The following is an 11,981-nucleotide window of genomic DNA, read 5'->3' as shown; positions in this document are numbered from 1 at the left end:
CCGAATGGTTATTGGGCCAGGCGCGCGATCTCGGTGCGGAAGTTGTCTTCCGTCCACGCTTCGGCGTTCTGCGCACGCGGCCCGAATTCGTTCAGGTAAGCCACCAGTTCCGGCAGCGCCGTGATGCCCTTCCCGAACGCGCGTTCGATCGCGTCGCCGAGCAGGTTTTCGTATTGCGTCGGGGGACGCTGCCGCGCTTGATGCGGCTCCAGATATCGATCCATCATTGGCCTCCATTGCGAACCCGTTCACGAATCCGTTCGCGAACAGGCAAAAAATCGTAAGCGGGATAACACTCGGTGCGGAACACGCCCCACGCCGAGCGCTCCAGTTCCACGTTGACCAGCGGCAGCAGCCGCGGCGGCACTTCGAGCGTCACGATCTGGCCGAAGCCCATCGCCACCGTCCAGGAGACGATGCGAACGCCCTCCGGCGGAAAGCGCTCCCACCAGTCGGCTTGCTTCAATCGGGCCTGGATGGCGTCGAGGTTGTTCGATTGGTCATGGCGCAAGAACACGGTCAGCAGCACCGCTTCCTGGGAAGTGTCGGACGTCACGGCTTGGCTCCTGGTTGCAGGGGAATCAGTTTTCGAGCTGTTCGAGCACCTGGCCCTTGGTCTCGATGCCAAGCAGGTGAATGACCATCGCGGCGAGCAGCAGCACCGCGCCGAACGCGTAAAACGCGACGCTGATGTTGGTGGTCAGCGTTTTCGACACCAGCGCCGGCGCGGCAATCGCGGCCACCTTGAGCCAGGCGCTGCCGACGCCGCAACCGAGCGCACGCACGCTGGTCGGATACAGCTCCGGCGTGTAGACGTAGGCGGTGATGAAGCCGCAACCGAGCAGGCCGAACGACAGCGCGCAGAACGTGCCGACCACGTACACCGAGCTGTCGTGGAACACGGCCGCGCAGAACAACGCGATCGCGCACAACAGGAACGACACGTTGATCACCGGCTTGCGGCCCACCTTGTCGACCACCAGCGCGCAGATCAGCGAACCGATCACGCCGAGCACCGAGGCGCCCACCGTCAGGTTCAGCGCGAGCTGCAACGGTGCGTGATAGACCACCTTGTAGATGGTCGGCAGCCAGGTCAGCAGGCCATACTGGATCACGCCGCAGGTCATCCACAGCATCGCCACGGCGACCGTGCGCTTGAGATACAGCGGCCCGAACAGGTCGCGCACGGTGCGCTTCGGATGCTTGACCGCGGTTTGCGCGTGCGCCACCGCATCGGAGGCCTGCAGCGGCGGCAGCGGCTGCTTCACGCTGGCCTCGAAGGCCGAGATCGACACGGCGGCCTCGGTCATGCGGCCGCGTTGCCCGAGCCAGCGCGGCGATTCGGGCACCAGCCGGCGCAGCACGAAGAACAGCACCAGCGGAATGCCGCCGATGAAATAGATCACCTCCCAGCCCAGCACCGGCACCAGCCACGCGCCCAGCGCGTTCGCCACCAGCAGGCCGATCGGGAAGATGATTTCGTAGAGCAGCACGAAGCGGCCACGGCCGTGCGCACGCGTGATCTCGCTGATGTAGGCAGCCGCCACCGGCAGCTCGCCGCCCAGCCCCACGCCCTGCACCGCCCGCAACGCGACGAACGCCGCATACGACGGCGCGAAGCCGCACGCGATGCTGGTGATGCCGATGATCCCCGAGCTCCACGCGATCGTCCGCACGCGCCCGTAGCGCTCGGCGAGCGCCGGGAACAGCAGCGCGCCGATCAACTGGCCGATCGAGCCGGCCGCGATCAGAAACGCGATCTGCGACGGCGCGAGGCCCCATTTCGCGATCAGCATCGGCAGCGTCGCCGCGATGGCGATCACGTCGAAGCCGTCGAAGAACGTCGCGCAGCCGATCAGCACCCGCGCCCTCACCTGCATCGCATTGCCCGGCAGCCGCTCCATGCGCGCCACGATGCCGCCCATGGTCAGACGGTCCGACGCGCCGGCGTTGCCGGCCCCTGCTGCACTGTCCACCCCGACCTTCATGTCCATAGGTTTACATCGCCTAGTTGCGGTTGAACGGCTATCGATATGTTCTGGCGGCTTTTGTTCCGCCTACGGAACAACGATTCGTATATGGTTAATTTTAAGCCACGCACTCGGCTGGAAAAAAATGATTTCGCAGCGCTAGGGGAAAATACTGACACGTCGCGCCAGCAGCTTGCCAGCAGGCCGTAAAGGCCGTTCCTTGCAAATACCCGACACCAAAAAGCATTGCGATCAAAATAAAAAGTCCCGAGAATTCGACACGTTCAATTTCTATACATCATGTTCATTTTTGAACATAACGTGGAGCAGCGACATGTTGAAGATCGGTATTTCGGGCGGTGGGATCGGCGGGCTGGCGGCGGCCATCGCCCTGGCGCGGGGCGGTCACACGGTCACCGTGTTCGAGCAGGCCGATGCGTTCGGCCGGGTCGGCGCGGACATCAACCTGACGCCGAACGCGGTGCGTGCGCTCGACGGCCTGGGCATCGGCGCGCTGCTGCGCGAGACGGCGGCCCGCCCGTGCGCGCGCATCAGCCGGACCTGGGACACCGGCGCCGTCACTTCGCACCTGGCGATGTCCGACGAGGCCGAGCGCCAGTACGGCGCGCCGCAATTGACGATGCATCGCGCCGACGTGGTCAACGCGCTGGTGCAGGCGATCCCGGCCGAGCGGCTGCGGCTCGGCGCGCGCGTGGCCGGTTTCGCGCGGCGCGAGGCGGGCGGATCGACGGGCGAGTCGGCGGGTGGTTCGATCGAACTGGCCGACGGCAGCCGCCATGATTTCGACCTGATCGTGGGCGCGGACGGCATCCATTCCCGCGTGCGCGAATTCCTGTTCGGCGAGGACCGGCCGCAATTCACCGGCGTGGTGTCGTACCGCGCGGTGGTGCCGGTCGAGCGCATCGCGGGCGACGACGTGGGCGCGTTCGTCAAATGGTGGGGGCCGGCGCCCGAGTCGCAGATCGTCACGTTCCCGCTGAACCGCGGGCGCGACGTGTTCATCTTCGCGACCACGGCCCAGCCCGACTGGACCCACGAATCGTGGACGGCACCCGGCGACCCCGACGCGCTGCGCGACGCCTACCGGCACTTCCACGCCGACGCGCGCGCGCTGCTCGCGGCCTGCGACACCGTGCTCGCCTCGGCGCTGTACGTGCGCGATCCGCTGCCGAAATGGAGCCGCGACGGCTTCACGCTGCTCGGCGACGCCTGCCATCCGATGATGCCGTTCATGGCGCAGGGCGCGGGCATGGCGATCGAGGATGCGGTGGTGCTGTCGCGCGCGCTCGACGCGGCCACGCCGGCCACCCTGGCCGCCGCGCTGGAACGTTATGAAACCGCGCGGCGCGAGCGCACCGCGCGCATCCAGATCGGCTCGCGCGGCAACAACTGGCTCAAGGAAGGCGGCAATGCCGATTGGGTCTACGGCTACGATGCGTGGGGCGTTCCTCTGGCATGATGTCGGACCTTTCGCCACGCCCTCTGCCTGCCCGCCATGACCGCATCACAGCAACGCCCCGCTGACGCCGCCGGCGCCGTCGAACGCGCGCTGAACCTGCTGCGCTACATCGCCGAAGGCGGCTCCACGCGCAACATCAGCGAGGCCGCGCGCCGGATCGGCGTCAACCGCATCACGCTGATGCGCCTGCTCGCCACACTGGAGCAGGCCGGCATGCTGGTGGCCGAGGCGGACGGGCACCGGCTCGGCCTGCCGTTCCTGACGCTCGCCTCGGCCGCGCTCGGCTCGTCGAGCCTGATCGCGCGGGCGCGCGAGGTGCTGCCGGGCGTGGCCGCCTCGACGCGGATGTCCACCTACCTGGTGGTGCGCGAGCAGCACGAGATCGTTTACTGGCTCGCGGAAATGCCGGATACGCCGCTGGTCAGCCAGATTCGCGTGGGCAGCCGGCTGCCGGCCTATCGCGCCACGCCAGGGTTGGTCATGCTGGCGCGACTCGACGCGGAACAGGTCGAGCAGATGTGCGCCACCGCATGGCACGAGGCCGACGCGCCGGAGTGGACCGCGCTGGCCGCGCGATTGCAGCAGGTTCGCGCCGAAGGCTGCGCGTGGAGCCATTCGGCGCTCGAGGCCGGCATCGATTCCTGCGCCGCGCCGATCGTCGATCGCGACGGCAAGGTGCTGGCGGCGTTGAGCATCGCCGGCCCATCGCAGATGTTCGCGCATCGGCCCGGCCATTCGGCCTGGCTGGCCGATCAGTTGAAGGCGGCCGCGCAGCAGATCGCGCGGCTCGTGGTCTGAGCGGCGCGCTGCCGGCTGCGTCGTATCGAGCAGAACGAAACGATTGCGGCCGGCGCGCCGCCCCTCCCCTCAGAACGCGTAACGCATGCCCGCGAACACGCTGCGCCCCTCGCCCGGATAGAAGATCGCCGTGCTCGACGCGGTACGCGCGTCGGCGATGGTGCTGACATCGGACACATAGCGCTTGTTCGCCAGGTTGCGCACATCGAGGTAGATCGACAGCCCGTTGCGAAAATCCATCCCCGCCTGCACGCCGAACACGGTGTAGCCCGGCACGCGCAGCGTGTTGGCGTCATCGGCCCAGCCGCCCGACGGCACCCAGTCGACGCTGGCCGACAGATGGAAGCCGTTCGGCCGCGAGTAGCCGAGCACCGCGCGCAGCACGTTCAGCGGCACGCCGGCGATGCGGTTCGAGCCGTATTGCGGATCGTCCTTGAAGCGGAAATCGCTGAGGTTCCAGACGCCCGACAGCGTAATGCGGTCGCCCGCGCCCTTGCGCGTCACGTCGCGCCAGACATCGACCGACGCGCCCGCCTCGATACCCTGCAGCACCGTCTTGTTCGCGTTGAACGTGGCGGCCGGGATGTCGGGGTTGGTCGTGTATTGCAGCAACTGGTCGCGCACCAGCGAACGGTAGGCGGTCAGGTCCCAGCTCAGGCGGTCGCGCGTGCCGCGCGTGCCGAGTTCGAGCGTCCACGCGTGCTGGGCCGCCAGCGGCGTGAAGCGCGTGGTGGTGGCGAAGGTCTGCGAGAGGTCGGTGAAATCGGGCACGTCCTGGCTGCGCGTGATGTCGACGAAGGCCTGCACGTCGCGCTGCGGCTGCCAGAGCAGGCCGAGCTTCGGGTTCAGGCCGCTGTACGACGCGCGCGTGGATTTGTAGGCCGGATCGGTGGCCAGGCCGCCGTTGTCCACGTATTCGCGCACCGAGTGCAGCGCCTTCACGCCCGTCATCAGCGCCACGGTCGGCAGGAAGAACAGCCGGTTTTCCACGTAGGCCTCGTAGTTGAAGGCGGTTTGCATGGAATCGAGCGTCTGCGCGCCGCGCTCGCCGTTGACGTTCACGTACTGGTTCGCCTGGGTGCGCCCGCCGAAGAAGCGTGCACCGACGATCAGCTCGTCGCGCATGCCGGCCAGCGTCGGATGCGCGATGAAGCGCGGCGCGAAGCCGTAGGTCCAGCCGTCCTGATCGAGCGCCTGGAAGATCGGGTGATAGAGGCTCTTGTGGATCGCCCAGGTATCGAACTGCAACTGGCCGGCGTCGAGTTGCACGGTGGTGCGGTTGGCGATCCGCTCGGTGCGCGTGTTGCGCGCCTGATCGCCCGACAGCGCGCTCGGCGCGGCGGCGGTCGGGTTGTGCAGCGCGTCCGACAGCGACAGCGAGCCGGGCAGCTTCTGATCCACCACGTACGCGCCGACATAGAAGCGCGTTTCCACGCTCGGGCTGAAGCGGTAGCCCACGTTCGCGTTGAATTGCTCGTATTGGCCGCGTTCGTGGTCGCGCCAGCCGTCGGCGTGATTGACGCTGAAGCTGGCGAGGAAGTCGAGCGGGCCGATCACGCGCGAGACCTGGGCGCTGGTGCGCAGCGTGCCGTAGCTGCCGCCTTCGACGCGCACGATGTTCGGCGCCTGCGCCGTGTAGGCGGTGGGCGTGATGAAGTTGATCGCGCCGCCCAGCGTGGACGCGCCGTATTGCAGGCCGTTGCCGCCCTTGTAGACCTCGGTGGCCTGCAACGCGAGCGGATCGATCTGGTAGTAGTCGCCGCTGCCGTCGGCGAGGTTGGTCGGGATGCCGTCCTGCAGGATGTCGAGACCGCGCGCGTGGTAGCCGCGCGCAATGCCCGAGCCGCGAATCGACAGGCGCAGCTCCTGCCCGTAGCGGTTCTCGACGAACACGCCCGGCACGTCCTTCAGCACGTCGCGCAGCGTGAACGCGTAGCGGTCGGCGTAGGACGAGGCGTCGACGAAACCGACCGAGCCGACCGTCTGGTCGAGGCGGCGCTTTAGCGAGCGCGTGCTCAAGGCGGTGGGCGAAGCGTCGGTGTCGGCGGTTGCCTTGACGGCGACCGGGGCGAGCGTCAGGGCGGGGGTGGCAGAGCCGGGGGCGGCCGATGCGGTTGGTGCGGTCGACGGCGCACCGGTGGGCGCGACAATCAACGCACCCGCCGGCGCGGCTGCGCTCGCGGACCACGCGGAGACGGCGGACAACACGCCGGCGACGGCGGCGGCAATACGGGATGGTCGAATCATGTTCATTGGTCTGATTGGCGAGTGAGGCCGCGCGGCGCGCCGTGCCATCGGCGAACGGACACGCGCGGCCCATATCGCAGCCCGGCGCACGCGGCGGCGCTGCCACGCGAATGCGCGAGCAAGCGGGCCAAATGGGCCAAATGGGCCAAAACGGCACGGCAAGGCTGCGACGATCAAGGTCGATCGGGATCGACACGCCCCCCGGCGTGTCGCGATAGGCCACCGGCACGCGCCGATCGCGCGCGCGGGCGGCGGCGGCTCAATGGGCCGTGCGCATCGCGCGCCCGAACACCAGCCGGTCGGCCAGCCAGACGGCGACGATCGTCGCCCCCATCATCGGAAACACGATGCCGAGCAGCACCAGCCCCGCGATCCAGCCGCGCATCGGCGGCCGCTCGCGTTCGCGCAACGGCGCGCCGAGCGTGAGCGCGGGCCGCCGCTTCCACCACATCACGAAGCCGGTCACGGCCATCGCGGCGAGGCCCAGCGAAATCGCGGCGCACACCAGTTGATTGGCCAGCCCGAAATAGCGCCCCATGTGCAGTGCCGTGCCGTACGACACGCCCTGCGCCACCGCGCCGTAATCGGCGTAACGGATGTCGCGCAGCGTCCGGCCGCTGTACTGGTCGATGGAAATGGTGCGTTCGGCCTTCGGATCGGCCGGGAAGTACGACGCCGTGAACACGCCGTCGGGCGTGGCCGGCAGGGCCAGCGTGTAGCCGCTAGTCACGCCCAGCGCGGCGACCTTCGCGATCGCCGCGTCGATCGTCAGCGCAGGCGCGGCGGTGGCGGCCGGCGCCGATTCGGGCACCGGCACGTTGCCGACCGCCCAGGGCGTCTGCGGCAGCGGCAGGTCGTCCATCACCATGCCGGGCATCGAATCGTCGGCGTGCGCGTGGTGCATCGCGTGTTCCGATGACACCGCCGCCGCTGGCGGCGCGCCGGGCCGAAGCGAGCGCAGCCCGCTGTCGCCCCACGCGCCCGGCGGCGAACCGAGGTTCGCGCTGGTGGCGAGCGCCTTGAACTGCTTGCCCCACGAACCCGTCCACGGCAGGCCGCTCAGTACGAACGCCACCGCGCCGAGCGCGAGCCAGATGCCGAGCACCGCATGCACGCTCTTCCACAGCGGCCTCCCGCGCAGGCGCAGGTCGGGCGCTAACGCGCGGCGCAGCCGGCCCGGCTCGCGCGGCCACCACAGCGCCACGCCGGTGCCGATCATGACGAGCGTCCAGCACGCGGCCAGCTCCATCAGCAGCTCGCCCGGCTTGCCGAGCAGCAGCTTGCGATGCAGCATCCGGTCGACCTGCATGAAGCGGTCGTCCACGCCGAGCGTGCCGAGCACCGTGCCGTCGTACGGGTTGACGTAGACGCTTTCGCGCGCCCCGGTCGGCAGGCGGAACACGAACTCGGCGCTGCGATCCGGCGCGCGGTTCACTTCCACCGATACGGGCTTCGAACCGGCCGGCAGCGCGGCCGAGGCGCGCTGCAACAACTGGTCGGCGTCGAGCCTGGGCGTGGCTTGCGGCGTGACGATCAGCCGATGCGGATAGAGCAGCGGCTCGATCTGCGGCTGGAAGCAGTACAGCGTGCCGGTGATCGCGAGGATCACCAGGAACGGCATCACGAACAGCCCGGCATAGAAATGCCAGCGCCACAGCGTGCGGTAGCCGGCTTGCGGAGAACGGGGGGACGCAAGGCGTCCGAGGGAGGTCGACATACGCAGGGTTCCTCGTCGTCGTGGCGGCGCGGCCCGGCCTGCGATGCGGCAGCCAGGCGGCGCGACGGCCGGCGGCCCGCGCCATGCGAGCCTCGACAGCATTCAGGAGTCCGCTTCGATGAAGCGAAGCGGGAAGACGCACGCACGTGCGCACCGGCACCGGCCGGCACGGCGTGGCAATGAGGGAATGCTCAGGAAAACGAAGGAGGCGCGCGGGAAGGAGGACGATCGCCGATCGTCAGGCGCATGGCCGCGCGCGCAACGGGGCGCGGCCAGCTTTGCCGCGCGACGGCGGCGGGGAACAACAGCACCAGCAGCAGGCTCGCCGTGAGCGCCGTCAGCAGCGCGCCGCTGAACGGGCAGAGGTCGCCGCCATTGGTGCCGTTCTGCTGGCTGCCCGAACCGTCGCGATCGTGATGCGGCAGCAGGCTGACCAGAGCAAACGCATCGTTGGCCGGCGTGATCGGCGCCCGCGCGCCGAAATCGGCCGTCAGCGCGGACGCGCCGAGCACGAGCGGCCCGTGCCCCGAACACAGCACCACCGCGCCCGCATCCGGTCCGTCCGGAGCAAGCATCACGGCGCCCGAGAGCAGCGCGCGAGACAGCAGCACGGCCAGGATCAGGCCCCACAGCAAGCGTGTCGCGACGCCGCTTCGCAGCAGAAAGTGGCGAAGTGCGTTCATGGCGCGCGATTGTAACCCCCGCCAGCGGGCCGCGTGAAGCCGTCGCCGTGCGATCGCCGGCATCACCGCAACGGCAATTGCTTGGAAGTCCTTGACAATCGGCGCGGGTCATCATGCGACATCTCGTCGCGTGGCAACGCGTACGCGGAACCCGGCTACAATACGCCCCGCCATGAATCGACTCCGCCATCTGCTGGCGCAGCGCGCGAATCATCCGCTCCTGTCGGCGCTGATGCTCTGCGTGCTCGCGTTCCGCCTGATCCTGCCAGCCGGTCTGATGCTCGACACGAGTGCGGACAACGGCGCGGCCGGGCTCGCGATCTGCAGCGGCCATGGCCCGCTCGACCTGACGTCGGCCGCCACACAAGCGGCCGACGATCTCTCCCGCGCTCTCACCCAAAGCCCCGATTCGCACCACGCGCGCGGCAGCAGCCACGGCGAGCTGTGCCCGTTCAGCGCGTCGCTGGCCAGCGCCATCACGCTGACGGTGCTGGTGGCCGTGCTGTGGAATGGCCTCGGCGTGGTGACGCGCCGTGCCGCCCCGCGCATCGTGCGGTTCCGGCCGCCTCCCGCGCACGCCCGCCCCGGCGCGCGCGCCCCGCCCCGCTTCGTTCCCGCCTGACGCGACGCCGATCCGCCGCGTGCCTTCGTGCGCGCGCCGGGTCACGTGCCGCCGTTTCCGCTCGCCCTTCAACGCCCGGCCTCGATGACCGGTAGCGCAAGCGGCATGCGCACGGCCCGTCGCGTCTGTCCGGTTTCCATCGTTTCGTTATCCCGAACGCTTCGCGTCAACCCCGCGAGGCGCGACGGCGCACGCTCGCCTCGGCGGTCCAGCGTCCCGACGCCCAAGCGAGCACACGACGCAACGCCGAAACCGCCATCACCGGCCATAGCGCAGGCCATGCAGCCGCGCGCGCCGTTCCTGTCCGCTTTCGATCCGCCCGACTCGACATGAAGTCCTATCCGCTTTCCGCGACCGCTGCCACCCTGGCCGCACTGGCCGCATTGCCGATCTGCACGTTCGCACAAACCGCCCCGGCAGCCGCCTCGTCCGACCAGCCTCTGCCCACCGTCAACGTCGCGGCCGGCCGCGACACCGCGCTGCACCGCGTGCAGGACACCGGCAGCCACCTCGGCCTCACGCCGCTCGAAACACCGGCCAGCGTCGAGCAGATCGACCGCGCCACGCTGGACACGCGCGGCGACGCCTCGATCATCGATGCGGTGAGCCGCGCCGCCGGCATCGCCGCCTCGCCGCATCCGGGCAACGGCGATGCCGAACTGTCGGCTCGCGGCTTCGTGGGCGCGTCGTCGGTCACGCAACTGTTCGACGGCGTGCGCCCCTACGGCGCGATCGGCGCGACCTACCCGTTCGATACCTGGTCGGTCGATCACATCGACGTGCTGCGCGGCCCGGCCTCGGTGATCTACGGCGAAGGCGCGATCGGCGGCGTGGTCAACATCGTGCCGAAGAAGCCGACGCGCACGCCGATCGAGAACGAGCTGCAGGTAGGCATCGGCACCGAACGCACCGCGCGCGCCGCGTTCGGCAGCGGCGGCGCGATCAACGACCGCCTGTCGTACCGCTTCGACATCAGCGGCAACCGCTCGGCGAACTGGGTCGATGCGGGCAACTCGCGCAATCTTTCCGTGTCGGGCGCGTTGCGCTACGACGTCACGCCCGACCTGTCGATCACGGCCTCGTACGCGCAAGGCTACCAGCAGCCGATGCGCTATTTCGGCGTGCCGCTCGTCAACGGCGCGCTCGACACGGCACTGCTCAAGAAGAACTACAACGTCGGCGACAGCCTGATCTCGTTCCGCGACAGTTGGGCCACGCTGACGGCCAACTGGCAGCCCACCGAGCAGCTGAACGTGACGAGCACGTTCTACCGGATGAAGAGCAACCGCCACTGGAAGGATGCGGAGTACTACACGTTCCAACCCGCCAGCGGCCTGATCGCGCGCAGCAGCTACACGGAAATCTTCCACGACCAGCAGCAGTTCGGCAACGTGACGACCGCCACCGTCGACAGCAGCGTGCTCGGCCATCGCAACACGTTCTCGGCCGGCTTCGAGTTCAATCACACCACGTTCACGCACACCAACAACTCGCCGTATTCGGGCAGCTCGCTGGTCGATCCGTTCGCGTTCGATCCGGGCAGCTTCATCAACACAGCGGGCACGCTGCCGAAATACGATTCGCAGGCCAACCAGTACGCGCTGTTCGCCGAGGACCGCCTCAAGCTCACGTCGCGCTGGTCGGTGGTGGGCGGGCTGCGCTACGACCATGCCAGCGTCAACCGCGACGATCTCGTCAACGGCGGCGGCTTCACGCGGGTTTATGCGAACACCGGCTGGCGGCTCGGCACCGTCTACGACATCGCGCCGAACTTCACCGTGTACGGCCAGTATTCGGTGGCGGCCGACCCGGTCAGCTCGCTGTTGATGCTCAATTCGTCGAGCGCCAACTACAAGCTCGCCACCGGCCGGCAGATCGAGATCGGCTTCAAGCAATCGCTGCTCGACGGCCGCGCCGAGTGGACGCTGGCCGCCTACCGGATCGTCAAGGACAACCTGGTGGCCGCCGATCCGCAGAATCCGAACCAGTCCATCCAGATCGGCCAGCAATCGTCGCGCGGCATCGAGGCGAGCTTCGGCGCGCAGGTCACGCGCGATCTGCGCGTGGATGCGAACGTCGCGGTGCTGCGCGCGAAATACGACGATTTCACCGAGCAAAGCGGCGGCGCGCTGGTCTCGCGCGACGGCAACGTGCCGGCCTCGGTGCCGCAGCGCCTGGCGAACCTGTGGGTGAGCTGGCGCTTCGCGCCCGAATGGACCGGCATCGGCGGCCTGCGCTACGTGGGCAAGCGCTATGCCGATACGGCGAACCAGTTGTCGATGGCGTCGTACACCACCGTGGATCTGGCGCTCGCCTGGAAGCCGCGCAAGGACACCACGATCACGGCCCGCGCCTACAACGTGTTCAACCGGCACTACGTGGAAAGCGCCTATTACGACGAGACGCAATACCTGATCGGCAGCGACCGCCGCCTCGAACTGATCCTCAACTACAAGTTCTGAAC

The 11,981-nt window shown here is 68.6% G+C and carries 10 protein-coding genes; 4 read left to right on the top strand and 6 right to left on the bottom strand.

What is annotated here, in order from left to right:
• Positions 1–8 precede the first annotated feature (8 nt).
• The 3 genes from AB4850_RS04515 to AB4850_RS04505 are packed head-to-tail and all read right to left on the bottom strand — an operon-like array spanning position 9 to position 1,988.
• On the bottom strand, positions 9–224 hold the full coding sequence (locus AB4850_RS04515; protein ID WP_414441405.1) for a recombinase-like helix-turn-helix domain-containing protein: 216 nt from the start codon (positions 222–224) through the stop codon (positions 9–11).
• Complete coding sequence (locus AB4850_RS04510) at positions 224–556, bottom strand: hypothetical protein (protein WP_414441404.1); 333 nt, start codon at positions 554–556, stop codon at positions 224–226. The genes AB4850_RS04515 and AB4850_RS04510 overlap by 1 nt, the downstream gene beginning before the upstream one ends.
• A 25-nt stretch (positions 557–581) precedes the next feature.
• Entirely contained in the window at positions 582–1,988 is a 1,407-nt protein-coding gene (locus AB4850_RS04505; protein WP_414441960.1) for an MFS transporter, read from the bottom strand.
• Between the two features lie 316 nt (positions 1,989–2,304).
• On the opposite strand from AB4850_RS04505, the gene AB4850_RS04500 reads away from it, so the two are divergent.
• Positions 2,305–3,450, top strand: a complete 1,146-nt coding sequence (locus AB4850_RS04500) for an FAD-dependent monooxygenase (RefSeq protein ID WP_414441403.1) — start codon at positions 2,305–2,307, stop codon at positions 3,448–3,450.
• Positions 3,451–3,486: 36 nt separating this feature from the next.
• On the top strand, positions 3,487–4,248 hold the full coding sequence (locus AB4850_RS04495; protein WP_414441402.1) for an IclR family transcriptional regulator: 762 nt from the start codon (positions 3,487–3,489) through the stop codon (positions 4,246–4,248).
• Positions 4,249–4,317: 69 nt separating this feature from the next.
• On the opposite strand, the gene AB4850_RS04490 is transcribed toward AB4850_RS04495, so the two are convergent.
• The 3 genes from AB4850_RS04490 to AB4850_RS04480 form a co-directional block, all read right to left on the bottom strand.
• Positions 4,318–6,495 carry a TonB-dependent receptor family protein gene (locus AB4850_RS04490; protein WP_414441401.1) on the bottom strand — a complete coding sequence of 726 codons (2,178 nt, stop codon included), beginning with the start codon at positions 6,493–6,495 and terminating at the stop codon, positions 4,318–4,320.
• A gap of 259 nt (positions 6,496–6,754) precedes the next feature.
• Entirely contained in the window at positions 6,755–8,212 is a 1,458-nt protein-coding gene (locus tag AB4850_RS04485) for a PepSY-associated TM helix domain-containing protein (RefSeq protein WP_414441400.1), read from the bottom strand.
• Positions 8,213–8,403: 191 nt separating this feature from the next.
• Positions 8,404–8,895, bottom strand: coding sequence for a DUF2946 family protein (locus AB4850_RS04480; RefSeq protein WP_414441399.1), 492 nt, complete (start codon positions 8,893–8,895; stop codon positions 8,404–8,406).
• Between the two features lie 172 nt (positions 8,896–9,067).
• Here AB4850_RS04480 and AB4850_RS04475 point away from each other — a divergent pair, with 172 nt between their 5' ends.
• Complete coding sequence (locus tag AB4850_RS04475; protein ID WP_414441398.1) at positions 9,068–9,517, top strand: DUF2946 family protein; 450 nt, start codon at positions 9,068–9,070, stop codon at positions 9,515–9,517.
• 329 nt (positions 9,518–9,846) lie between these two features.
• A complete protein-coding gene (locus tag AB4850_RS04470) occupies positions 9,847–11,979 on the top strand; it encodes a TonB-dependent receptor (RefSeq protein WP_414441397.1) in 2,133 nt (710 codons plus the stop codon).
• The last annotated feature ends 2 nt before the right edge of the window (positions 11,980–11,981 follow it).

It is taken from the genome of Burkholderia sp. 22PA0106, assembly GCF_047497155.1.
In the GTDB taxonomy this organism is placed as follows: domain Bacteria; phylum Pseudomonadota; class Gammaproteobacteria; order Burkholderiales; family Burkholderiaceae; genus Burkholderia.
Note: the sequence above shows the minus strand (reverse complement) of the source record. Positions and strands in the feature narration are given on the sequence as shown.

What these genes read in the sequence shown, in the direction of transcription:
- AB4850_RS04515 (WP_414441405.1), bottom strand. Translation starts at nt 224, where the DNA reads ATGGATCGATATCTGGAGCCGCATCAAGCGCGGCAGCGTCCCCCGACG.
- AB4850_RS04470 (WP_414441397.1), top strand. Translation starts at nt 9,847, where the DNA reads ATGAAGTCCTATCCGCTTTCCGCGACCGCTGCCACCCTGGCCGCACTG.
- AB4850_RS04485 (WP_414441400.1), bottom strand. Translation starts at nt 8,212, where the DNA reads ATGTCGACCTCCCTCGGACGCCTTGCGTCCCCCCGTTCTCCGCAAGCC.
- AB4850_RS04475 (WP_414441398.1), top strand. Translation starts at nt 9,068, where the DNA reads ATGAATCGACTCCGCCATCTGCTGGCGCAGCGCGCGAATCATCCGCTC.
- AB4850_RS04505 (WP_414441960.1), bottom strand. Translation starts at nt 1,988, where the DNA reads ATGAAGGTCGGGGTGGACAGTGCAGCAGGGGCCGGCAACGCCGGCGCG.
- AB4850_RS04490 (WP_414441401.1), bottom strand. Translation starts at nt 6,495, where the DNA reads ATGATTCGACCATCCCGTATTGCCGCCGCCGTCGCCGGCGTGTTGTCC.
- AB4850_RS04480 (WP_414441399.1), bottom strand. Translation starts at nt 8,895, where the DNA reads ATGAACGCACTTCGCCACTTTCTGCTGCGAAGCGGCGTCGCGACACGC.
- AB4850_RS04495 (WP_414441402.1), top strand. Translation starts at nt 3,487, where the DNA reads ATGACCGCATCACAGCAACGCCCCGCTGACGCCGCCGGCGCCGTCGAA.
- AB4850_RS04500 (WP_414441403.1), top strand. Translation starts at nt 2,305, where the DNA reads ATGTTGAAGATCGGTATTTCGGGCGGTGGGATCGGCGGGCTGGCGGCG.